23 protein-coding genes are annotated in these 22,477 nt (G+C 75.0%); 9 read left to right on the top strand and 14 right to left on the bottom strand.

Annotated elements, in window-relative coordinates:
* Nucleotides 1-71 precede the first annotated feature (71 nt).
* The 6 genes from O2W17_RS08765 to O2W17_RS08740 all read right to left on the bottom strand — a co-directional run bounded on the left by O2W17_RS08765 (nt 72) and on the right by O2W17_RS08740 (nt 7,459).
* Nucleotides 72-1,277 carry an MBL fold metallo-hydrolase gene (locus O2W17_RS08765; RefSeq protein ID WP_269192013.1) on the bottom strand — a complete coding sequence of 402 codons (1,206 nt, stop codon included), beginning with the start codon at nt 1,275-1,277 and terminating at the stop codon, nt 72-74.
* A 151-nt stretch (nt 1,278-1,428) separates the two neighbouring features.
* Nucleotides 1,429-3,891, bottom strand: a complete 2,463-nt coding sequence (locus tag O2W17_RS08760; RefSeq protein ID WP_269192012.1) for an ABC transporter permease — start codon at nt 3,889-3,891, stop codon at nt 1,429-1,431.
* A gap of 4 nt (nt 3,892-3,895) precedes the next feature.
* On the bottom strand, nt 3,896-4,669 hold the full coding sequence (locus O2W17_RS08755; protein ID WP_269192011.1) for an ABC transporter ATP-binding protein: 774 nt from the start codon (nt 4,667-4,669) through the stop codon (nt 3,896-3,898).
* Between the two features lie 219 nt (nt 4,670-4,888).
* Nucleotides 4,889-5,584 (bottom strand): response regulator, encoded by a 696-nt coding sequence (locus O2W17_RS08750; protein WP_269192010.1) that lies wholly within the window; start codon nt 5,582-5,584, stop codon nt 4,889-4,891.
* Nucleotides 5,581-6,762, bottom strand: a complete 1,182-nt coding sequence (locus tag O2W17_RS08745; protein ID WP_269192009.1) for a sensor histidine kinase — start codon at nt 6,760-6,762, stop codon at nt 5,581-5,583. Before O2W17_RS08745 ends, O2W17_RS08750 begins: the two co-directional genes overlap by 4 nt.
* Nucleotides 6,763-6,838: 76 nt before the next feature.
* Complete coding sequence (locus O2W17_RS08740) at nt 6,839-7,459, bottom strand: hypothetical protein (protein ID WP_269192008.1); 621 nt, start codon at nt 7,457-7,459, stop codon at nt 6,839-6,841.
* Nucleotides 7,460-7,565: 106 nt separating this feature from the next.
* Between O2W17_RS08740 and O2W17_RS08735 the strand changes: the two genes are divergently transcribed.
* Nucleotides 7,566-7,718: a hypothetical protein gene (locus tag O2W17_RS08735; protein WP_269192007.1), complete on the top strand. Its 153-nt coding sequence runs from the start codon at nt 7,566-7,568 to the stop codon at nt 7,716-7,718.
* Between the two features lie 4 nt (nt 7,719-7,722).
* Here the strand turns inward: O2W17_RS08735 and O2W17_RS08730 are convergent, their stop codons facing one another.
* Nucleotides 7,723-9,048: a Rieske 2Fe-2S domain-containing protein gene (locus tag O2W17_RS08730; protein ID WP_269192006.1), complete on the bottom strand. Its 1,326-nt coding sequence runs from the start codon at nt 9,046-9,048 to the stop codon at nt 7,723-7,725.
* A gap of 184 nt (nt 9,049-9,232) precedes the next feature.
* Between O2W17_RS08730 and O2W17_RS08725 the strand changes: the two genes are divergently transcribed.
* From O2W17_RS08725 to O2W17_RS08700, 6 genes are all read left to right on the top strand, one after another.
* A complete protein-coding gene (locus O2W17_RS08725; RefSeq protein WP_269192005.1) occupies nt 9,233-10,360 on the top strand; it encodes a sensor histidine kinase in 1,128 nt (375 codons plus the stop codon).
* A gap of 227 nt (nt 10,361-10,587) precedes the next feature.
* Nucleotides 10,588-11,331 carry a LytR/AlgR family response regulator transcription factor gene (locus O2W17_RS08720; protein ID WP_269192004.1) on the top strand — a complete coding sequence of 248 codons (744 nt, stop codon included), beginning with the start codon at nt 10,588-10,590 and terminating at the stop codon, nt 11,329-11,331.
* A gap of 3 nt (nt 11,332-11,334) precedes the next feature.
* On the top strand, nt 11,335-11,709 hold the full coding sequence (locus O2W17_RS08715) for a hypothetical protein (protein WP_269192003.1): 375 nt from the start codon (nt 11,335-11,337) through the stop codon (nt 11,707-11,709).
* A gap of 25 nt (nt 11,710-11,734) precedes the next feature.
* Complete coding sequence (locus O2W17_RS08710) at nt 11,735-13,255, top strand: sodium/solute symporter (protein ID WP_269192002.1); 1,521 nt, start codon at nt 11,735-11,737, stop codon at nt 13,253-13,255.
* A 219-nt stretch (nt 13,256-13,474) separates the two neighbouring features.
* The gene (locus O2W17_RS08705) at nt 13,475-13,867 is read left to right on the top strand and encodes a DUF485 domain-containing protein (RefSeq protein ID WP_269192001.1); all 393 of its coding nucleotides are present in this window, start codon (nt 13,475-13,477) and stop codon (nt 13,865-13,867) included.
* Nucleotides 13,860-15,470, top strand: coding sequence for a solute symporter family protein (locus O2W17_RS08700; RefSeq protein ID WP_269192000.1), 1,611 nt, complete (start codon nt 13,860-13,862; stop codon nt 15,468-15,470). The genes O2W17_RS08705 and O2W17_RS08700 overlap by 8 nt, the downstream gene beginning before the upstream one ends.
* Nucleotides 15,471-15,551: 81 nt before the next feature.
* On the opposite strand, the gene O2W17_RS08695 is transcribed toward O2W17_RS08700, so the two are convergent.
* The 3 genes from O2W17_RS08695 to O2W17_RS08685 all read right to left on the bottom strand — a co-directional run bounded on the left by O2W17_RS08695 (nt 15,552) and on the right by O2W17_RS08685 (nt 17,639).
* Entirely contained in the window at nt 15,552-15,830 is a 279-nt protein-coding gene (locus O2W17_RS08695; RefSeq protein WP_269191999.1) for a hypothetical protein, read from the bottom strand.
* A 101-nt stretch (nt 15,831-15,931) separates the two neighbouring features.
* The gene (locus O2W17_RS08690) at nt 15,932-16,792 is read right to left on the bottom strand and encodes a manganese catalase family protein (RefSeq protein ID WP_269191998.1); all 861 of its coding nucleotides are present in this window, start codon (nt 16,790-16,792) and stop codon (nt 15,932-15,934) included.
* A gap of 109 nt (nt 16,793-16,901) precedes the next feature.
* Nucleotides 16,902-17,639: a sensor histidine kinase gene (locus O2W17_RS08685; protein ID WP_269191997.1), complete on the bottom strand. Its 738-nt coding sequence runs from the start codon at nt 17,637-17,639 to the stop codon at nt 16,902-16,904.
* A 60-nt stretch (nt 17,640-17,699) separates the two neighbouring features.
* Here O2W17_RS08685 and O2W17_RS08680 point away from each other — a divergent pair, with 60 nt between their 5' ends.
* Nucleotides 17,700-18,422 (top strand): response regulator, encoded by a 723-nt coding sequence (locus O2W17_RS08680; RefSeq protein WP_269191996.1) that lies wholly within the window; start codon nt 17,700-17,702, stop codon nt 18,420-18,422.
* A 77-nt stretch (nt 18,423-18,499) separates the two neighbouring features.
* Here O2W17_RS08680 and O2W17_RS08675 read toward each other — a convergent pair whose 3' ends face one another.
* Nucleotides 18,500-19,978, bottom strand: coding sequence for a PH domain-containing protein (locus tag O2W17_RS08675; RefSeq protein WP_269191995.1), 1,479 nt, complete (start codon nt 19,976-19,978; stop codon nt 18,500-18,502).
* Entirely contained in the window at nt 19,975-20,511 is a 537-nt protein-coding gene (locus O2W17_RS08670) for a PH domain-containing protein (RefSeq protein WP_269191994.1), read from the bottom strand. Before O2W17_RS08670 ends, O2W17_RS08675 begins: the two co-directional genes overlap by 4 nt.
* A 101-nt stretch (nt 20,512-20,612) precedes the next feature.
* On the opposite strand from O2W17_RS08670, the gene O2W17_RS08665 reads away from it, so the two are divergent.
* Complete coding sequence (locus O2W17_RS08665) at nt 20,613-20,942, top strand: rhodanese-like domain-containing protein (protein ID WP_269192058.1); 330 nt, start codon at nt 20,613-20,615, stop codon at nt 20,940-20,942.
* Nucleotides 20,943-21,039: 97 nt separating this feature from the next.
* On the opposite strand, the gene O2W17_RS08660 is transcribed toward O2W17_RS08665, so the two are convergent.
* The gene (locus tag O2W17_RS08660) at nt 21,040-21,816 is read right to left on the bottom strand and encodes a hypothetical protein (RefSeq protein WP_269191993.1); all 777 of its coding nucleotides are present in this window, start codon (nt 21,814-21,816) and stop codon (nt 21,040-21,042) included.
* Nucleotides 21,813-22,319, bottom strand: coding sequence for a SigE family RNA polymerase sigma factor (locus O2W17_RS08655; protein WP_269191992.1), 507 nt, complete (start codon nt 22,317-22,319; stop codon nt 21,813-21,815). Before O2W17_RS08655 ends, O2W17_RS08660 begins: the two co-directional genes overlap by 4 nt.
* Nucleotides 22,320-22,477 lie beyond the last annotated feature (158 nt).

The following is a 22,477-nucleotide window of genomic DNA, read 5'->3' as shown; positions in this document are numbered from 1 at the left end:
GGGCAGTTGTGGCCGCCGAGGACGGAGTGCTCGCGCGTGTCGCCGACCACGACCGCTCACTCGGCCCCGGATCAGTCCGGACGCGAGGACAGCAGCCGGGTCAGCGTCCGCGCGAGCACCGAGGAGCCGACCCCGGCGTCCTCCTGCGGCCCGGGCGCCGCGGAGCCGACCGCCGTCCACCAGTCGAGCAGCTGCGGCGGGTCCAGGACGTCGATGCGCGCGCCCGGCTGCGGCACGACGATCGTGGCACCGCGCCCCTCGGCGGCGGCCAGCAGGCGCTGCACCGGCTCGGCCCAGCGGTGGAAGGCCAGGTTGAACGTGGCCCAGTGGATCGGCAGCAGCACCTGCCCGCCGAGGTCGCCGTGCGCGCGCATCGCCTCCTCGGGGTCCATGTGGATCGCGTGCCAGGCGTCGTTGTACGCACCGATCGGCAGCAGCGTCAGGTCGAAGGGGCCGAACCGCGCGCCGATCCCGGCGAATGCGGGGGTGTACCCCGTGTCGCCGCCGAAGAAGACCCGGTGCCGCGGCCCGGTGATCGCCCACGACGCCCACAGCGTCGTGTCGCGGTGGAAGTAGCGGCCGGAGAAGTGCCGCGCCTCGGTGCAGGTGAGCGCCAGCCCGCCGACCACGTGCGTCGCGTCCCAGTCCAGCTCGACGATGCGGTCGTCCGGCACGTGCCACTTGCGCAGGTGCTCACCGATCCCCAGGGGGACGACGAAGGGCGCCGTCTGCGTGGCGAGCAGCGCCCGGACGGTCGGCAGGTCGAGGTGGTCGTAGTGGTCGTGGGAGATGAGGACGGCGTCGACCGGGGGCAGGTCCTCGATGGCCATCGGCGGCGCGTGCAGGCGTGTCGGCCCGAACACCGGCGACGGCGACACCCGGTGGCCCCACACCGGGTCGACCAGGACGCGCTGACCGTCGACCTCGAGCAGCGCGCTGGCGTGCCCGAACCAGGTGACCGCGAGCTCGGCCGGGGTGGCCGGCAGCTCGGCGGACGCCAGCGGGATCGGGCCGCCCGGCAGGCCCACGTGCCGCTCCTCGTGCCACTGCCGCAGCAGCCCGTCGCGGGTGTTGGCCGGGGAGAGCGCCGGCGTCGGCATCCGGTTGTGGAACTTGCCCTCGGAGAACTGCGCCGAGCCGGTGACGACCGGGCGCAGCCGGCGGCGGTGCGCACCGAGGGCCGTCGGCAGGCCCCAGGCGGCGCGGGTGAGCCAGCCGGCGGGGAGGGCGAGGGCGGCGGCGGTCAGGGCGGTGCGACGAGCGAGGCGGGACGGCACGGTCCCAGCATCCCAGCCGGAGGTCCGTGCCGGCTGTGGAGCGGGTGATGGCTCCCTGAACGATCAGGTCACCTGGTCATCCGGGGTCCTGGCTCACCATCGACGGTGAGCCAGGACCCGGAACGATCAGGTGACCTGATCAATCCGCAGGTCAGCCGGCGATGGCGGCCACCGGCGAGGTGCGTGCGGCACGCCGGGCCGGGAGCACGGAGGCCAGCAGCCCGGCTCCCGTGGCGACCAGCACGATCGCACCGATCTGCAGCCACGGGATGCTGATCACCACCTCGCCGAGATCGCCGAGCGCCGAGGCGGCCCCGACCAGGCCGTAGGCGCCGCCCACCAGCACGCCGAGCACCGCGGCGACCCCGGCGACCAGCACCGCCTCCCAGGCCGGCAGTGCACGCAGCTGGCCCCGGGTCAGGCCCAGCGCCCGCAGCAGGCCGCTCTCCTGGCGCCGTTCGACCACCGACAGGGCCAGCGTGTTGCCGACCCCGATCAGCGCGATCAGCACCGCCACGCCCAGCAGCCCGGTGACCACGAGCAGCAGGACGTCGACCACCTCGTCGATGGCGGCCCGCTCGCTGGCCACCCCGGTGACGAACGAGGTGGGCAGCGCGGTGCCGGCCAGGTCGGTGACCTCGTCGATCACCGCGGTCTGGTCGACGTCGTCGGCCAGCCGCAGCCACACCGTCTCCACGGGCGCCCCGGGCACCAGGGCCTGCAGGTCGACGGCGGCGAGCAGGGGGTTGTCGGTGTCGCCGGCCATCACGGTCAGCGTGCGCGAACGGTCCCCGGCGGTCAGCGTCACCGTGTTCCCCGGCCGCACACCCCAGATGTCGGCCGCCCAGCCGGGGAGCACGACCTCGCCGACCTCGGGCAGCGTCACCTCCGACGTCGACCGCAGCACCGGGAGTGCCTGCGCCGCGTCCACGCCGGTGACCCAGCTCTCCTCCCCGTCCGGCCCGGTGACCGTCCCGGCGGTGAGCCCGGCGACCTCGACCACTCCGTCGACCGACTCCAGCTGGCCCTGCAGGGTGGCCGGCACCGGCTCGTCGAAGCTCTGGACGATCACATCGGTCGGGTAGTTGGCCGCCAGACCCGCCTGGGCGGTGGCCCGGGTGGAGCTGGCGCCGACCACCATGGCGGTGGTCAGCGTGACGCCGATGAGCAGCGCGGTGGCCGTGGCCGCCGTCCGGCGCGGGTTGCGGGTGGCGTTGCCGGTGGCCAGCCGCGCCGGGAGCCCGCCGACGCGGCCGAGCAGCCGGCCCGCCGCGGCGACGACCGGCGGCACCGCCCGCTGGGCGAGCAGCAGCAGCCCCAGCGAGCTGAGCACCCCGCCGGCCAGGGCGACCAGGATGCCCGCCGTCATGACACCCAGAACCATCAGCCCGATGCCGGGGACGGCGAGCAGCAGGCCGGCCACCAGCCGGGCGACGCCGCCGCGGGACCGGAGCGGAGCCGGGTCCGTCGGCCGCAGCGCGGCCAGCGGGGCGACCCGGGTGGCGGCGCGGGCCGGGGCCAGCGCGGCGATCAGCGTGGTGACGGTGCCGACGGCGAGGCCGACGAGCACGGCGTAGAGCGGCACCGACACCCCGGACAGCGGGATGGGCGAGTCGATGCCGGACACCAGCGCCGAGACGGCGGCGGACAGCCCGATCCCGGCGAGCACGCCGATCACGGACGCGGCCAGGCCGGTGAGCACGGCTTCGCCGAGCACGCTGCGGCGCACCTGCCGGGCGGTCGCGCCGACGCAGCGCAGCAGCGCCAGATCGCGGGTCCGCTGGGCGAGCAGCACCGCGAAGGTGTTGGCGATGACGAGGCCGGCCACGAGCACCGCGATGGTGGCGAACACCAGCAGGCTGGTGGTCAGCCACGTGGCGTCGCCGGTCAGCGCCGCGACGGACCTCTCGGCCTGCTCCGCACCGGTGCGGACGGTGACGTCCGTGCCGGACAGCGCGGCGCGCACCTCGTCGGCCAGGAGCCCGGGGTCGGTGCGGGCGGGGCCGGCGATGCGCAGCTCGGTGGGCTCCACGGCGCCCCAGGCCTGCGCCTGGTCGGCGGTGGCGTAGGCCTTGCCGTAGATCCCGGCGGTCGGGTCGCCGCCCAGGTCGACCACGCCGGTCACCGTGGCGTCGGTGGTGGTCGCGGTGCCCTCGGCGTCGTAGGAGCTGACCGGGAGGACGTCGCCGACGGCGGCGCCGACGCGCTCGCTGACCGCGACCTCGCCCGGCCGTTCCGGCAGGGCGCCGGCGGTCAGCTGCTGCCAGCGCAGCTGTGGGTCGCCGGCGACCGACTCGACCAGCAGGTACTGGGCGCCGGTCCGCCCGGGGGCGACGGCCTGGACGGAGGTCTGCCAGGTCGGGTCGACGGCCTGCACGGCGGTCAGCGCGCCCAGGGTGCCGACGTGCTCGGCCAGGCCGGTGCCGCTGCCGGAGGTGACCACCACGTCGGTGTCGACGTACTGGGCGCCGGCGGCCTTCAGGACGGTGGCCCTCGTGGTCTCGTTGAGCACCAGGGTGGCGACGACGAAGCCTACGGCGATGACGATCGCCAGGGTGGAGGCGATCAGCCGGGGCAGGTGGGCCCGGATGCTCGCCAGCGTGACTGCGCGCATGACGTCAGGCCCCCAGCCCGCGGAGCGCGTCCAGCACGGACTCGGCCGTCGGGGCGTCGATGTCGCCGGCGAGCCGGCCATCGGCCAACAGCACGACGCGGTCGGCGTAGGCGGCGGCGACGGGGTCGTGGGTGACCATGACGACGGTCTGGCCGGTCTCCTTCACGCTCGACCGCAGCAGCCCCAGCACCTCGGCGCCTGAGCGCGAGTCCAGGTTCCCGGTGGGCTCGTCGGCGAAGACGACGTCCGGGCGGGGGAGCAGCGCGCGGGCGATGGCCACCCGCTGCTGCTGGCCGCCGGACAGCTCGTGCGGACGGTGGCCGAGCCGCTCGCGCAGCCCCAGCCGGGCGATGACCGAATCCAGCCAGACCTTGTCGGGGCGCTGCCCGGCCAGCTGCATGGGCAGCGCGATGTTGTCGCGGGCGTCGAGCACGGGGAGCAGGTTGAACGACTGGAAGACGAAGCCGATCCGCTGGCGGCGCAGCTTCGTCAGCTCGTCGTCCTTCAGCCGGGTCAGCTCGGTGCCGCCGAGCCAGACCTCGCCGGCGGTGGCGGAGTCCAGGCCCGCGAGGCAGTGCATGAGGGTGGACTTGCCCGAGCCGGACGGGCCCATGATCGCGGTGAACTCGCCCGCGGCGAAGGCGACGTCGACGCCGGCGAGCGCGTGGACGGCGGTCTCGCCCGTGCCGTAGGTCTTCCGCAGCCCGGAGGCGCGCACGGCGGCGGTGGACAGCGAGGCCGGCGGCTCGCCGGGGACGGTCATGACGGGGACGGACATGCGGACCTCCGGAGGCAGTGATCTTCGACGGTGATCACGCTGCCGGTCGGCCCCCTCCGCCCGCGTCGGAGCGGGGAGCGATCCTCCGGCCGCCGCGGGTGGGCCCCCGGGGGGACCGCGCCGTCATCCCGCAGGAGGAGGGCCCGCGGGACGAGCGATGTGCGCCGCCGGCGCGTGCCGGGTCGGGGAACCCGCCCCGGCGCACATCGCCGGCGAGCCTCAGGCGTTGCGGAGCAGGTCCGCCGGGGCGACCAGGCCGGTGCGGTAGGCCAGGACGACGGCCTGCACCCGGTCGCGCGACCCGGTCTTGGCCAGCACCCGGCCGACGTGGGTCTTCACCGTCGCCTCGCTGACGAAGAAGTGCGCGGCGATCTCGCTGTTGGTGGCGCCGTAGGCCATCTGCTCGAGCACCTCGCGCTCGCGCGGGGTGAGCTCGGCCAGGCCCGGATCGGCGTCGCCGGCCGGCGGGACCGGTGCCCCGCCGCGCAGCAGGGGAGCGACGTGCTGCAGCAGCCGGCGGGTGGAGCTGGCCGCGATCACCGAGTCGCCCGCGTGCACCGTCCGGATGGCGGCGAGCATGTCCTCGGGGGCGGCGTCCTTGAGCAGGAAGCCGCTGGCCCCGGCGCCGATCGCGGCCATGACGTACTCGTCGAGGTCGAACGTCGTCAGGACGACGACCCGCGGCGGCTCGGGCTGCGCGGTGACCTGCCGGGTCGCCTCGATCCCGTCGGTGCCGGGCATGCGGATGTCCATCAGGACGACGTCGGCGGGGGTGCGCACCAGCAGCTCGACCGCCGCCGCGCCGTCGCCGGCCTCCCCCACCACGGTGAGGTCGGGCTGGGAGTCGATCACCATGCGGAACCCCGCCCGGACCATCTGCTGGTCGTCCACGAGGACCACCCGGATCGCGCTCATCGGGCCGAACGGTAGGGCAGCGCCGCATGCACGCCGAACCCTCCGCCGTGTCGCGGGCCGGCATCGAGCCGCCCGCCGTGCAGCTGCGCCCGCTCCCGCATCCCGCGCAAGCCCTGCCCCTTGCCGTCGGAGACGCCGGCGGCCGAGGCGCCGCGGCCGTCGTCGAGCACGGACAGCTCCAGCGCATCGGGTCGCCACTGCAGGCGCACCCAGGCCCGGCCGGCCGGCCCGGCGTGCTTGAGCACGTTCGTGAGCGACTCCTGGACGATCCGGTAGGCGGCCAGCTGCGGCCCGGCCGGGAGCGGCTGGGGGGTGCCCTCCACGATCAGGTCCACGTCCAGGCCGCTGGCCCGCACGTCCTCGACCAGGGCGGGGATCGCCTCGACGTCCGGCTGGGGGGCGTACTCCTCCCCGCCGCCGTCGCGCAGCACGCCGAGCAGCGCGCGCATGTCGGCCAGGGCCTGGCGGCCGGTCGCGGCGATCGCCTCCAGCGCGTCGGTCGCGGCCTGCGGCTCGGTCCGCCCGGCGTACCGGCCGCCGTCGGCCTGGGCGATGACGACCGAGAGGGAGTGGGCCACGACGTCGTGCATCTCGCGGGCGATCCGGGCCCGCTCGGCGGTGGCCGCCAGCCGCATCTCCTGGTCGCGCTCCTGCTCCAGCAGCCGGGCGCGCTCCTCCAGCCCGGCCAGCCGCAGCATCCGCGCGCGGCGGAGGTCGCCCAGCGCCCACGCGGCCACGACGGCCACGCCGATGGAACCCGCGGGGAAGGCGGCGTCGAACACGTTGGTGGAGTAGTACTGGAAGCTGGCGAGCAGGGCGCCGACGAGCCCGACGGCGAGGCCCGCCCGGCCGGCCCAGCGCGGGGCGTAGGCGGCCAGCGAGTACACCATCACCAGCGCCGCGTAGTTCGCCGCGAGGAACTGGGAGGAGACCACCAGCTCCAGCAGGCAGACCACGACCACGACCACCGCCGCGGCGACCGGTGCCCGGCGGCGCCACGCCAGCGGCGCCACCAGCAGCACGCCGAGGACGAAGGCCGCGACGTCGTCCGGCCAGTACGACCCGCTGGGCAGCACCACCGTGACCAGGCCGATGGCCGCCGCCAGCGCGACGTCGACGAGGAACGGCTGCTCCCGGAGCCGCGCCGTCAGGCGCTCGACGGGCGCGGACCGGTCCATGGGCCGAAAGCCTAGGGATCGTTCCGCCGGATCTCGTCGCCCCTCGGGAGGACTCGCGGGTCCTCCCGCAGGACGATCAGTCCTCCGTCGTCGGGTCCTGCGGGGCGGTGAAGTCGCCCTGGCCGGGGGGCGAGGAGGCGACCGGCGCCTCGAGGGTCACCTCGCCGGCCTCCTCGAACACGAACGTGACCGGGATCGACTGGGACGAGCGCAGGGTCGTGTCCAGGCCGGTCAGCACCACCGAGGGCGGGCCCTCGGGCTCCAGGTAGACGTTGTCGTCCTCGTTGACCTCGATCGCCCCGTCGGCCCCGTCGACCGCCACGAGCTCCGCGTCGGCGAAGTCCTCGCCGACGACGTCGATCAGCCGGTCGCCGGTGACCCCGGTGTTGGCGATGGCGGCGTACAGCGGAACCTCCGCGCCCTCCTCCCACAGGCCGTCGTCGGGGTAGGCGAGCTGCAGAGCGGTGATCTTGATGTCCCGCGTGACGGCCTCGTCGGGCCCGGGGTTCCCGCCGATCACCTCGTCGCCGGGGACGTCGAGCGGGTTGTCCAGGTCGTCGACCCCCGCGTCGTCCAGCGCCACGTCGTCCACCCCCGCGTCCTCGCCTGCGTCGCCCCCGCCGCAGGCAGCCAACGGCAGGGCCGCGGCGAAGAGCAGGGCGGCGAGCGGATGCGTGCGCGTGCGGCGGCGGGTCATGCTGGACCTCCTGGAGTGGTGTACGACCGTCCAGGGCTACCCCGCCCGGTCGCCGGGACCCTCCGGTCGGCGGACCGCAACAGAGTTGTCGCATTGAGGAGGCCGCGTGGACGACGAGGGGTCGCGGCGGCGGCCCGAGGACGACGGCGGCGACCCTGCCTGCTGGTTGCGCCGGGTGTGCCCGGCGTGCGGCGGGCTGGCCGACGAGGACCCACCGACGGTCTGCCCGCGGTGCGGGGAGCGGCTCCCGGCCGGGTGAGGGGTCAGGCGGCCAGCCGCGGCCGTCCTGCCATCCGGAAGTCGCAGAGGGCGTCGCGCACAGCGAGGCCCAGCCGGTCGGCGGGCAGGTGCAGCTCGTCCCGGCGGTCCAGCGGCAGACCGGCGAGGCCGGTGCCGGCCAGCTGCGCCAGGTCGGCGTCCAGCGCCTGCTGCTCGGCGGCGACGGCGCCGGCGAGCTGCCCGCGGGAGGGCAGCGGGTGCCCCGGCCCCGCCGACAGCAGGACCCGGGTCAGCACGCGCGTGGAGTCGGCGTCCTCGGGCTGCAGCAGCGTGAGGACCGTCGTCGTCGACCCGGAGTCGAGCTGGTCGCGGCGCATCCGCAGCCGGAACGGCGCCCGGTAGGCGTAGGTGACCCGCCGGCGCTGCCGCAGCGGCCGCCCGCCCAGGGCCACCTCGGGGTCCAGCGGGTCGTCGCACCACTGCTCCTGCACGCTGGTGAAGCCCCCGGGATCCCGGACGACCTCGTACGGCGGCACCTCCGGGTGGTCCGCCGCCCCGGTCGTCGCCGCGTGCACGAAGGGGAGCCGGGCGACGTCCAGGAGCAGGTCGGCGACGACGGCCGCGGGTGCGGCGGTGCGCCGGGGCGCCAGCCAGCGGGAGAGGAACCGCCGGTCGGTCGCCTCCGGCACGTCGAGGGGGACGTCGGCCGGCTCCTCCGGGGCCAGCTCGATCACGCCCTGCCGCTCGCGGGCGGCGAACGCCGGCGGCTCCACCCGCAGCCCGGCGTCGTCCCGCCGCAGCGTCCAGGTGCGGCCCAGCAGGCGGACCTGCAGCCACCCTCCCGGCCGCAGCTCGGCCGACAGTGCCACCGGGTGCCAGGCGGCGGGCAGCGACGGGTCGAGGTTGCCGAACACCGGCCCGCGCGGGCCCTGGGGCGGGGGCACCGCCTCGGGCCGCGGGAGCCCGGCGGACCGCGCCGGGACCGCCGCCGTCGTCCGGTCGGGTGCGAGCCACACCCAGCCGTGCCGCTCCTCCACGGCCCAGGGCACGGGCAGGTCCGCCCGCGGCGGCGGGACGCCGGCCGGGCCCAGGGACGGAGCGGCGACGCAGCGGCCGTCGGCGTCGAACCGCCACCCGTGACGGGGGCACTCCAGCCGCCCGCCGGTGACCGTGGCCGCGGCCAGCGGGACCGCCCGGTGCGGGCAGCGGGCGGGGAACGCGCTCACCTCGCCCCCGGGTGACAGGCGGACGACGACGTAGCCGCGCCCGCCGGCCCCGACCGGCACCGGCGTGGTGCCGACCTCGGCGGTGCGGGCCACCGCGAACCATCCCGACGACGCAGCACTGATCGCGACCATGAGCCATTGCACCCGGGCCCTGTTCGGACGGCGTTACGGCGGTGCAGCGATCCGGCTACGTCCCGGCCCGACCGACATCGCCGTACCGGCGAGACCCTGCAGCGACGCCGGGTCGCTCACGTGCGCGGGCCGTCAGGATCTACGGTTCGCTGGCCCACCGTCCGACGGCCGGCGGGGCCGGCTGGAGGGAGACACCGTGACGCATGGAGCACTGCGCTGGCTGCGCCCCGGCCACCTGGGCACGGAGGCGGAGCAGGCGACGTTCCGGACCCTCCACTCGGCCTCCCTCACGGCGCCGGAGCTGCGCGAGGGCCTGACCAGCGGCTCCGCCGGACGCGCGATCCGGCACCTGCGGGACCTGCTCGGGGCTCCGGCCGTCGCGCTGACCGACACCGTGACGACGCTGGCCTGGGACGGACGCTTCGGCCACCACGAGCCGGACGCGGCCGCCCTCGCCGCCATCGTCCTCGAGTCGGGCGGCACTGTGGTGCGGGACCGCAGGGACTTCGCCTGCTCGGACGCGGCGTGCGCGCTGCGGCAGGTCGTGATCAGCCCGCTGGTGGTGGAGGACCGGGTGGTCGGCACCCTCCAGGCGTTCACCCCGTCCGCCTCCGCCGGGCTCGTCCGGGCCGCGACCGAGGTCGCGCGCTGGGTGTCGGGGAACCTGGAACTGGCCGAGCTCGACGCCTCGCGGACGCGGCTGATGGAGGCCGAGGTCCGGGCGCTGCGGGCGCAGATCAGCCCCCACTTCATCTACAACTCGCTGACCGCGATCGCCTCGTTCGTCCGGACCGACCCCGAGCGGGCGCGCGAGCTCCTGCTGGAGTTCGCCGACTTCACCCGGTACTCCTTCAGCCACCACGGCGAGTACACGACCCTGGCCGAGGAGCTGCGGTCGATCGAGCGGTACCTGGTGCTGGAGAAGGCGCGGTTCGGTGACCGGCTCCAGGTCACGCTCCGGGTGGCGCAGGAGGTCCTACCGGTCGCCGTCCCGTTCCTCTGCCTGCAGCCGCTGGTGGAGAACGCGGTGCGGCACGGTCTGGAACGCAAGCCGGGCACCGGGACGGTGACGATCATCGCCGCCGACCAGGGCGGGGAGTGCCTGATCTCGGTCGAGGACGACGGGATCGGCGAGGACCCGGAGAAGGTGCGGCGGGCGCTCGCCGGTGACGTGTCGGTCGACTCGGTGGGGCTGGGCAACGTCGACGCCCGGCTGCGCACCGCATTCGGGGACGATTACGGTCTGGTCGTCGAGACCGGCCCTGGCGCGGGGACGAAGGTCATCGTGCGGGTTCCCAAGTTCGCGCCCGGAGTGCGCCCGTGACCGAGCTTGCGAGGTCACGCATGGGCGCAGCACCGTCGGTCACGACGCCGACGAGCGCCAGCGAGGAGTGCTCGTGACCGAGCTCGCGAGGTCACGCATGGACACGGCACCGTCGGTCACGACGCCGACGAGCGCCAGCGAGGAGTGCTCGTGACCGAGCTCGCGAGGTCACGCATGGACACGGCACCGTCGGTCACGACGCCGACGAGCGCCAGCGAGGAGTGCTCGTGACCGCAGACAGGCTGACCGTCCTGGTGGTGGACGACGAGCGGCCGGCCCTCGAGGAGCTGCGCTGGCTGCTCGAGCGGGACGGGCGGATCGGCACGGTGCTGACCAGCGACTCGGCCACGGAGGCGCTGCGGCTGCTCCAGGAGCGGACGGTCGACGCCGTCTTCCTCGACATCCGCATGCCCGGGCTCAGCGGGGTCGACCTGGCGCGCGTGCTCTCCCGGTTCAAGGCGCCGCCGCCGGTCGTCTTCGTCACCGCGCACGACGACCACGCGGTGGACGCGTTCGAGCTCGGCGCCGTCGACTACGTCCTCAAGCCGGTCCGCGACGACCGCCTGGCCGAGGCGGTCCGCCGCGTGGTCGGTGCGCGGGCCGGTGGACCCGTGCCGGTGGACGACGACATCGCCGTGGAGCTGGGGGGTGTGACGAGGTTCGTCCCGCGCTCCGGCGTCCGGTACGTCGAGGCGCAGGGTGACTACGCCCGGCTGCACACCGCGTCGGGCAGCCACCTGGTCCGCGTCCCGCTGACCACCCTGGAGGAGAGCTGGAAGGACGCCGGCTTCGTGCGCATCCACCGGTCGCTGCTGGTCGCGCTCCAGCACGTCGAGGAGGTCCGGATGGACGCCGGGCGGTGCACGGTGGTCGTCGGCGGCACGGAGCTGGTCGTGAGCCGGCGGCACACCCGGGAGCTGCGCGACCTCCTGGTGCGGCGCGCCCGGCCGGGCACGCCGGGCCGGGGCTGACCGGTGCCGGACCCCTCACCCCGCCGGGTGCGCGTCACCAGCCCGCGCACCGGCGCCGCACGCGTGCAGCGGGTCCCGGTCGCCCGCGAGATCGAGGCGCAGACCGCGCTGGGTGAGGTGTACATGTCCTCGCTGCTGCGCTCCCAGCTCCGGCTGGCGCTGCTCGCCCTCGCCACCCTCGCCGTGGTGGTCGGCGGCATCCCCCTGCTGTTCTGGCTCGCGCCCGAGCTGTCCAGCGTCGAGGTGCTCGCCGTGCCGCTCCCGTGGCTGCTCCTGGCGTTCGCGGTCTACCCGTTCCTGCTCGCGATCGGCTGGCTCTACGTCCGGGCCGCCGAGCGCAACGAGCGCGCCTTCACCGACGTCCTGGACCGGTCGTGATCCCCGGGCCGGCGGGCAGCCGCTCGTGAGCACCGCGGGCTACAGCGTCGTCGCGGTCACGGCCGTCGTCGTGGCCACGCTGGCGGTCGGCGCCTACGGCTGGCGGTTCTCCCGCACCACCAGCGACTTCTTCGTGGCCTCGCGGACCGTGCGGCCCGCGTTGAACGCCTCGGCCATCGGCGGGGAGTACCTCTCCGCGGCATCCTTCCTCGGCGTCGCCGGCCTGGTGCTGGCGTTCGGCACGGAGATGCTGTGGTACCCGGTCGGCTGGACGGCGGGCTACCTCGTCCTGCTGGTCCTGGTGGCCGCGCCGCTGCGCCGGTCCGGCGCCTACACCCTGCCCGACTTCGCCGAGAGCCGGCTGGAGTCCCGGGGGGTGCGCCGGCTGTCCGCGCTGCTCGTCGTCGCCATCGGCTGGCTGTACCTCATGCCGCAGTTCCAGGGCGCCGGGATCGCGCTGGCCGCCACCACGGGTACCGGCCCGTGGTTGGGCGGCGTGCTCGTCGCGACGGTGGTGCTGGTCAACGTGCTGTTCGGCGGCATGCGCAGCATCACGTTCGTCCAGGCGTTCCAGTACTGGCTGAAGCTCACCGCGCTGCTGTTCCCGCTGCTGTTCATGGTCACCATCTGGCTCGGCGACGGCGGGGTGTCCCCTGCCTCGACCGGGACGACGCCCGGGGACTCCTGGGAGTCGCCGCTGGCCGGGACCGGCGACCACCAGCTCTACACCACGTACTCGATCATCATCGCCACGTTCTTCGGCACGATGGGCCTCCCGCACGTCGTGGTGCGCTTCTACACCAACCCCGACGGGGCGGCGGCGCGCCGCACGACGCTGTTCGTGCTGGCGCTGCTGGGGCTCTTCTACCTCCTGCCGCCGGTGTACGGCGGGCTGGGCCGGCTCTACGCGCCGGACCTGATCGCCAGCGGCAACACCGAGTCGGTGGTGCTCGAGCTGCCGTCCCGGATGCTGGCCGGCACGCTGGGTGAGCTCCTGTCCGCGCTGACCACCGCCGGGGCGTTCGCGGCGTTCCTGTCCACGTCGTCGGGGCTGACCGTCGCGGTGGCCGGCGTCATCAGCCAGGACGGGCTGGGCCGCCGGCTCGGCGGGGTGCGCGCCTTCCAGGCCGGTGCCGTCGTCGCCGTCCTCGTCCCGCTGGGCCTGGCCCTGCTGGCCGAGGGGGTGGGCGTGGCACGGGCGGTCGGGCTGGCCTTCGCCTTCGCCGCGTCCACCTTCTGCCCGCTGCTCGTGCTCGGGATCTGGTGGCGCCGGCTGACCGACGCCGGCGCGATCGCCGGGATGCTGGTCGGGGGCGGCTGCGCCGGCGCGGCGGTGATCGCCACCCTGCTCGGCGTGACCCCCACCGGCTGGCCGGGCGCCCTGCTGGCCCAGCCGGCGGCCTGGACCGTCCCGCTGGCGTTCCTCGCGATGGTGGGGGTCTCCCTGACGACGCCCCGGCGGGTGCCGCGGCACACCGCCCGGACCATGATCCGGCTGCACACCCCCGAGGCGGTGCAGCTGGACCGCGGCGTCCTGCCGCGGTGAGCCCGGCTCCCCGGCCGGGACGAGCCCCGCGGTGGAGCGCGGCCTCCGGGTGACCGCTCGTCTCGCCGGACCTGCCGTACGACGACTCCTGCTCACCGCTCGGCGCAGCGGCGGCGCGACCGGTGCTCTGCCGGGACACGGAGCCCTACCGTGACAGGGCTCACAGTCCCGACTGTCCGCATCTCGACGCCCCGCTCGATCGAACCAGGAGCTCGAACCTTGACCGATCCACAGGAACGGCGTCTGCTGACGCCCGAGGAGTACCGCGCCGCGCAGGACTCGCCGGAGTTCGTGGAGTTGAAGAAGCGCTTCCGCAGCTTCGCCTTCCCGATGACCGTGGCGTTCCTCGCCTGGTACCTGCTGTACGTCCTGCTCTCGACCTACGCGACCGGCTTCATGTCGACGCAGGTGTTCGGCAACGTCAACGTGGGGATCCTGCTGGGGCTCGCCCAGTTCGTGACGACGTTCGTGATCACGCACCTCTACGTCGCGCACGCCAACCGCCGGACCGACCCCATCGCCGACGAGATGCGCGAGCGTCTCGAGGCCCACGAGTTCGCGCCGGACGTCACCGGCACCGACCCGACGACCGGGGGAGCCACGCGTGCCTGACCTTCTCGCTGCCGAGACGATCGGCAGCCCGGCGATCAACATCTCGATCTTCGGCGCCTTCGTCCTCGTCACCCTGTTCATCACGTTCCGGGCCAGCCGGACCAACAAGAGCGCGGCCGACTACTACGCCGCCGGGCGCAACATCACCGGGACGCAGAACGGCCTGGCGATCGCCGGCGACTACCTGTCTGCCGCCTCGTTCCTCGGCATCGCCGGGGCGATCGCCCTGTACGGCTACGACGGCTTCCTGTACTCCATCGGCTTCCTCGTGGCGTGGCTGGTCGCACTGCTGCTGGTCGCCGAGCTGATGCGCAACACCGCCCGGTTCACCATGGCCGACGTCCTCGCCTTCCGGATGCGGCAGGGCCCGGTGCGCACCGCGGCCGCCATCTCGACGCTGGCGGTGTCGCTGTTCTACCTCCTGGCGCAGATGGCCGGCGCCGGTGGCCTCGTCGCCCTGCTGCTGGGCGTGAGCGGGCCGGTGGCCGAAGCGCTGGTCGTCACCATCGTCGGCGCGCTGATGATCTTCTACGTCCTCGTCGGCGGCATGCGCGGCACCACGTACGTGCAGATGATCAAGGCGACGCTGCTGATCGCAGGCGCCTTCGTCATGACGGTCTGGGTGCTGGGCAAGTACGGCTTCAACCTGTCGTCCCTGCTCGGCGGTGCCGTCACGAGCGCGGGCAGCGAGTCGGTGCTCAACCCGGGCGCGCAGTACGGAGCCAGCGACACCACCCGCCTGGACTTCATCAGCCTCGGGCTGGCGCTGGTGCTCGGCACCGCCGGACTGCCGCACGTGCTGATGCGCTTCTACACCGTCCCGACCGCGAAGGACGCGCGCAAGTCCGTGGTCTGGGCGATCTGGCTGATCGGCATCTTCTACCTGTTCAGCCTGGTCATCGGCTACGGCGCGGGCGCCCTGGTCGGCTCTGAGTCGATCCTCGCCGCGCCCGGCGGCGTCAATGCCGCGGCGCCGCTGCTGGCGTTCGAGCTCGGCGGCACCGTGCTGCTGGGCATCATCGCCGGTGTCGCCTTCGCCACGATCCTCGCCGTCGTCGCGGGACTGACGATCACCGCGTCGGCGTCCTTCGCGCACGACGTCTACGCCTCGGTGATCAAGAAGGGTGAGGTGCCGCCGAACGGGGAGGTCAAGGTCGCCCGGGTCACCGCCATCGTGATCGGCGCGGTGGCGATCGGCGGAGGGATCCTGGCGTTGCGGGCGGGGATCAACATCGCCTTCCTGGTCGCCCTGGCCTTCGCGGTGGCGGCGTCGGCCAACCTGCCGACGATCCTCTACACGCTGTTCTGGAAGAGGTTCACCACTCAGGGCGCGCTCTGGTCGATCTACGGCGGCCTGATCATCTGCGTCGGGCTGATCATCTTCTCGCCGGTCGTGTCCGGCACGGAGACGTCGATGCTGCCGAACGCCGATTTCGCCTGGTTCCCGCTGCGCAACCCGGGCCTGGTGTCGATCCCGGCGTCGTTCCTGCTCGGCTACCTGGGCACGGTGCTCACCAAGGAGAAGCCGAACGAGGCGAAGTGGGCCGAGCTCGAGGTCCGTGCCTTCACCGGCATCGGGGCGGAGAAGGCCGTCGACCACTGAGCGGTACCGCCGAGGCGCGCGTCCCCTGCGGGGGCGCGCGCCTCGCGCGTTCCTGCGGTACCGGCGTGTTCGTGGGAAGGATCAGGCGGCGGCGCGGACCGGGGCCGCCGCCGGCTCGGGACTGAGGACGGCGTCGACCGCGGTGGCCGTGCCCGCGACGGCGAGCGCCACCGGGGTGGTCGAGCGCTCGGGGCGGCGGGCGCGGACGGCCCAGCGGGCGACCAGACCGGTGAGGACGACGAGGCCCGCGACCGCGTGCCGGCCGGGGGCGCTGACCGCGACGGCGATCGCGGCGAGGTAGACCACGGAGAGCAGGACCGCGGGGACGGGCAGGCGGGGCAGGTGCAGGTGGGGGTGCACGGCAGGACCTCCGGGAGAGGGTGGCCCGCCGGGCCGGCGGCCGCACCCGCGAGGGGGTGGGCCACCGGCACGGCGACGGCGCAACGGGGTGGTGCGGGACCTCAGGTGAGCAGGTCCTTGGCCTTCTGCAGCATCGACTGACCCGGCATCTGCGGCGTGCCGAACAGGCGCGGGTCGCCCGGGGGCAGCACCGGGGCGTCGGCGGCGGCCTCGATCGGGCGGGCGGTGAACTCGCCGCGACCGTCCGGGGTCGGGCCGTGCGCCCAGCGGCCGGCGGCCGCCTCGGGGCCGTCGGAGGCGAGGATGAAGGCGTAGCCGGCGTCGCCCGGCTCCTCCTCGATCGGGAAGGCCTCGGGCACCGGGATGCCCTCGAGCCCGTCGGCCTTGAGCTCCTCGATCGCGGCGAGCCACTGCATCTGGTGCATGTGGTCACGGGCGATCAGGAACCTCAGGGTCTCCTTCACGCCCGGGTCGTCGGTCATGTTGTAGAGCCGGGAGACCTGCAGCCGGCCCTGCATCTCGGCGGTGGCGTTGTAGTGGAAGTCGGCCATCAGGTTGCCGCTGGCGGTCACGTAGGCGCCGGTCCAGGGGTTGCCCATGCTGTCCATGTAGGACGCGCCGCCGCCGTTGGTGAGCGGGTGCTGCGGGTTGTGCTGGCCGTAGCCGGCCGCGGCCTCCTTGGTGCGGTCCGAGGCGTCGGGCTTGAGCGGCATGTGGTCGAGCAGCCGGTCGATCATCGTCACGAGGATCTCGACGTGCGCGAGCTCCTCGGTGCCGATCGAGAGGAGCATGTCCTTGTACTTGCCGGGCAGCCGGCAGTTCCAGCCCTGCAGCAGGTACTGCGTGGCGACGGTCATCTCGCCCCACTGACCGCCGAGGACCTCCTGGAGCTTGCGCGCGAAGTCCGGGTCCGGGCCGTCGGGCTTGGCCTCGTACTGCAGCGCCTGGGTGTGCGTGAACACGGTGTTCTCCTCTGCGTCGTCGCCGTCCCGCGAATGCGGTGACACAGGGGATCTGCCCGCCCCGGGTGGCCCACCGGTGCCGTCCGGTGGCCCGCCGGTGCCAACCTCCTCAGCGATCGGGGAGCTGCACCAGGAGGGTGAAGGTCTCGCCCTCCTCGAACCACAGCACCCGGCCCCCGAGCTCGCCGGCCTGCCGCTGCACCGACCACAGCCCGAGCCCGGTGAGGTCCACCGGCGGCTTCGACGTCTGCAGGTGCTGGACGACGCGGTCGACCGGCACCCCGGTCTGGCTCAGCGCCAGGTCGACCCAGCCGGCGCGGGCGGTCACCCGCAGGCGCACCGGGGCGCCGTCCCCGTGGCGGTGGGCGTTCTCCAGCAGGTTGATCAGGATCCGTTGCACGCGGGCGTCGGCGACACGGACGTCCCCGGCGTCGTCCGCGACCTCGCAGGTGAGCTGTGACCGGGGCAGCCCCGAGGTGGACACCGACGCCCGCAGCACGTCGCCGAGGCGGCGGGTGCCCGCCGACCGCCGCTGCGCGCCCCCGGTGGCGTCCGCGGTGCGCAGCATCGACGACAGGTGCGCGGTCTGTGCCCGGGCCAGGGCCAGCAGCTCGCCGGCCTGCGCGGGGGTGCGGTCCAAGGAGCCCAGCACGGCCTCCAGGGAGGCGAGCGGGCTCCGCATGTCGTGACAGAGCGCGCGCATGACGGCGTCCTCGGGGCTGGGCGCCTCCGGTTCGGCGGCGGACGCCCGGTGCGGGCGCGGCAGATGCGCGCGCAGCACTCGGGCGAGATCGTTGAGCAGGCCAGGACTGCGTGTGGACGCCTGCGTGTCGGCAGCCAGGGTCACGGGCACCTCCTCGGGCGCCGGCCGGGGGCGCCGGGAGACGCACCGACCGTCAGGAGCGATGTGGGAGAGACCGACGGCGCGACCGCTGCTGACCGCAGGCCGCCGGTGGACGTGGTCGTCGTCGACGACCACCCGCTGTTCACGCGTGGGCTGAGCCTGCTGCTGCCGGGGCTCAGCGGGGGCAGGGTCCGGGTGGTGGGGACCACGGAGGACGCGTCGGCCGCCGCGGCGCTGGTGCGCCGGCACCACGCCGACGTGGCCATCGTCGACCTGCACATGCCGCCGCCCGGCGGGACCAGGGCCATCGCGGCGATCCGGCGGGCCGATCCGCTGGTCCGGGTGGTCGCGCTCTCCGGGCTGGCCGAGGCCGACGCCGCGATCGAGGCGCTGCGCGCCGGCGCGTCGGGCTTCCTGCCCAAGACCGCCGACCCCGAGGCGCTGGTGCGGCCGCTGCTCGCCGTCCTGGACGGGTGGTCGGTGCTGCCCGAGGCGGTGCTGCGCCAGCTGCTCGACGAGGCGACGCCGTCCGGGCAGCAGACGATCGCCGACACGCTGACCGCCGACGAGCGGCGGCTGTGGCGGCTGATCGCCGACGGCACGAGCACCGTGGACCTCGCGACGACGCTGCACGTCTCGGAGCGGACGGCCAAGCGCCTCGTCGCCCACCTGCTGCGGCGGCTGGACGTGACGACCCGGGTGGAGGCGGCGGCGCTGGCCGGCCGGGTGGGTCTCGGCAAGGACCCCGGCGGGTCGGGCAGGCCGGCGGGCGGGCTCGCGGGGTGAGCTCGCCGAGGTGACATCGATCGCCCGCTACCCGGGGCCGTGATCGACAAGCGCGGGTCAGGGAAGGTTTCCCTTCCCTACATCCGGGCGCCGTCCCGCCGTGGCCGCGCCAGCGCGCCGGCCCACGGCTCCGAGGCGGCGAGGGTGAAGGCGGCGACGTCGCCCGCGGCCATGTCGACGGCCGCGTAGCCGCCGCTGCCGGCCCCCACGCAGGCGGTGACCGTCGCCAGCCCCGCGCGCCGCTGGAAGACCGACTGCCGGATCTCCCAGCCGACGACCGCGCGCTGCTCGAGCACCACCTGCTCGCGCACCAGCCAGCCGCGCCGCACGCTGAACGAGTGCGGGCCCGCCGCGTGCCCGAGCGCCCCGTAGAGGCCGTAGGCGAGGGGCACGCCGAGCACGGTCAGCGCGATGCCGACCAGGAGCACGTCCCAGCGGCCGGCGGTGGTCAGCAGCACCGCTCCGCCGGCGCTGACCGACAGCCCGACGGTCAGCGCCCGCACGATCCGCCGGCGCAGCGCGGCCGAGGGGTGGGCGCGCAGCGGGCCGGGGTCGTCGACCAGCCGGTGGGTCAGCGTCCACGCGTCGGCGCGGGGCCCGAGCGGCAGCAGCTGGCCGCGCCGTTCGGCGTCGCCCAGGCCGGTGACCAGGGCGCCGGCGCGCGCCGCCCCAACCAGCCGCATGCCCAGGCCCTCGGAGACGGCGACGCCGCGGATGCGGTCGAGCTCCAGCTCGGTGTGCCGCCGGGTGAACAGGCCGCGGACGGCCACCAGCGTGCTGCCGCGCAGCACCAGCCGGAAGCCCCAGTTGACGATCGCGGCGCCGACGACCGCCCCGGCGAGGACCAGCAGCAGCATGCCGAGGACGACCGCGCCGATCACCCACCCGGACGGGACGTCGACGTCGGGGAGGCGGTCGAGCAGGTCGTCGGGCAGCTCCTCACCGAGCCGGAACAGCGCGCCGATCCCGGCCAGCGGCAGCGCCAGGTAGCTGCCGACCAGGGGTGCGTAGAACAGCCACCGGTTGTCCCAGCGGGAGAGCTCCTCCTCCGGTGGCGCGGGCGCACCGGCGTCCGGCTGCGCCGGCGGTACGGAGCGGTGGGTGAGGACGGCGACCCGCAGCCGGTCGCCCTCGGCGCGCGGGACGCCGTCGACGACCAGCTCCTCCTCCTGCCCGGCGGCGGTGCCGGCGGCGGCGTCGATGCGCACCCGGACCAGCCCGAACAGGCGGTGCAGCGCGGGCGCCTCCACCTCCACGCCACGGATGCGGTCGTTGGGCACGGTGCGCACCGAGCGGGAGAGCAGGCCGCGGGTGACCACGACCGCCGTCGGGCCGTCGGCGTAGCCGAACCGCCACCAGGTCACGGCGGCGGCCGCGAGGGAGAAGAGCGTGACGGCCACGACGAGGGCGATGACCGTGCCCGTGCCGCCGCCGAACCCGGTGGCGGCACCGATCGGGATGAGCACCGGCACGAACTGGCGGGCCTGCCGGAAGGTGACCGTGTGCACGAGCACGATCCGGGGCGAGGTGCGCCGGGCGGACGGGGGAGCGGTCACGTGGCCTGGTCGCGGACCTGCTCCGCGCGGTGGGCGAGGTCGTCGGCGACGCGCTGGGCGACGTCGTGCTCCAGGTGCCAGATGCGCACGGTGCCCTGGCTGGAAGCGGTGAGCACCGCGACGGTGGCCAGGCCGAACATCTGCTGGAGGACGCCGCGGGTGACGTCGACGGTCTGGATTCGCGAGATCGGCACCAGGGTCCAGGTCTGGGTGAGCCAGCCGGTGCGGGTGTAGGCGGCCTCGGCGGTGATCTCCCAGCGGTACACCCGGTGCTTGAACCACGGGCGGATGCCCATCGCGACGACCGCGTAGAGCGCGGCGGCGTACGGCAGCACCCGGTGCAGCAGCGGCAGGGGCCCGCCGTCGGAGGGGGCGAAGAGCAGGAAGGCGCCGACGGCCAGCCACATGAGGATCGTGCTGAACACGCTCTCTGTCACCCACAGCCCGATGGCCGAGCGCGGCAGCTCCCAGGCAGGCTCGCGCACGGGCGAGGCGGGAGCGGTCCGCGAGGCGGCCCGGTGGCTGGGGGACATCGCCCTCATCCTCGCAGGCGACCCGGCCCGGAGAGCGGTGTCCGGGGGGAGAGCCGTCGCCCGGTCGGGTCGCCCGGGACCCTGGCACGATGGGCTGCGTGATGCCGCAGCAGGTCCCGACCGTGCCCGCCTCCGAACTGCCCGAGGACGCCGTGGTCCTCGACGTCCGCGAGGACGACGAGTGGGTGCACGGCCACATCGAGGGCGCGACCCACATCCCGATGGGCGACGTCCCGAGCCGGCTCGACGACCTCCCCGAGGGCGACCCCCTCTACGTGACCTGCCGGGGCGGTGGCCGCTCCGCCCGGGTGGCCGCCTGGCTGAACCAGAACGGCTTCGACGCGGTGAACGTCGGCGGCGGCATGGGCGAGTGGCAGGCCGCCGGCAAGCCGATGGTCAGCGAGACCGGCGAGGAGCCCTTCGTCCGCTGACAGCCGGCGGAGCGTCGCAGCGAGCGCCAGCGAGCGAGGAGCGGACGGCGGCGCGGAAGCGCACCATCGCGACCGTGCGCTGACAGCCGGCGGAGCATCAGCGCCAGGACGCGGCGGTCTCCTCGTCGTAGTAGCGGGTGAAGCCGCACAGCCAGGCGATCGGCTCGAGCGGGGCGCCCTCCCACCGGTCGGCGCCGCTGACCAGCAGGCGGGAACCGACGCCGTAGACCGGGCCCGGCGTGCTGCTGCCGGCGGCGGCGTCGTACGGCGCCGGGAGGTCGACGGTCACCGTGTCGCCCGATCCGCCGGAGATCCACTCCTGCACGGCGAAGGTGACCCCGACCAGGTCCTCCGGCGGCCCGGGCAGTCCCGGGCGGGTTGTGACGCCGGGCCCGATGCCCACCACCACGCCGGCGAAGGCGAAGTCCTGCTTGTCCACGGCGGCTGGGCTGTACTCGACGGCGCACGAACTCGCCCCCGTGCCGGCGAGCGGCCCGGTGCGGCCCGCGGTCGGGTCCTCGGCCAGCTGGGACAGCTCGCTGCCGGCGGCCGTGCCGGGCGGGTCCTCGCCGTCCGCCGGCGGCATGCCGGTGCCCGGGCCGCTGTCGGCCGCCCCGGGAGCGTCCTCGCGCGGCTCCTCGGCGACCAGCACCGAGGCCGAGCCGGCGGCGCCGTCCCCACCGGGCAGGTCGACGACGGTGGTCACGCCGCCGACCACCGCGGCGACGCCCGCGGCCACCGCCAGCGAGACGCCCGCGGTGCGGCGCCGGCGCGCCCGGCGCCCGGCCGCCAGCAGCTGCGCCGTCGGGGCCGGGCCGACCGGCACCCGGCCGGCGACGTCGCCCAGCAGCGCCGAGGTCTCCCGATCGGTCACGATGCCCTCCCGCCGTGCAGTTCGGAGAGGTCCAGGTCGGTCGACAGCTGGGCCAGGGCGCGCGACAGCCGGCTCTTGACCGTGCCGGGCGCGATCTTCAGGGCCGCGGCGATCTGCTGCTCGCCCAGGTGCGCGTAGTAGCGCAGCACGACGACCTCCCGGTGCGCCGGGCTCAGCCGGCGCAGCGCCCGGTGGACGGCGTCCGCGTCGTCGACCTGGCCGGTGGCGTCGTCGGACGGGGTCTCCGGCAGCTGCTCGGTGGGCCGCTCCCGCCACCAGCGACGTCGGTGGGTGTCGTGGTGGCAGTTGACCAGCACCCGGTAGACGTAGGCGTCGCGGTTGCCGGCCCCGCTGACCTTCTCCCAGGCCACGTAGCAGCGCACCAGCGCCGTCTGCACCAGGTCCTCGGCCTCCGGCCGGGCGCACCCGAGCAGCACGGCGGAGCGGACGAGCACCGGCCAGCGCTCGTCCACGAACTGCGCGAACTCCTCGTCCCGCCCCACTAGCGCCTCCGCCGGCTCGCCCTCTGGGAAGGATGACGCGTCGGCCGGCCGCTGCGGTTCCCGCCGCGCTCAGGAGCGGCGCACCTCGTCGGCGGCCGGCGCGCATCCACCGCTCGGTCACCGTCCGCAGAGCCGGGTCGCGCCGGCCGCCAGGTGGA

The sequence above is a fragment of the Blastococcus sp. VKM Ac-2987 genome, from assembly GCF_026967805.1.
Taxonomy (GTDB): domain Bacteria; phylum Actinomycetota; class Actinomycetes; order Mycobacteriales; family Geodermatophilaceae; genus Blastococcus.
Note: the sequence above shows the minus strand (reverse complement) of the source record. Positions and strands in the feature narration are given on the sequence as shown.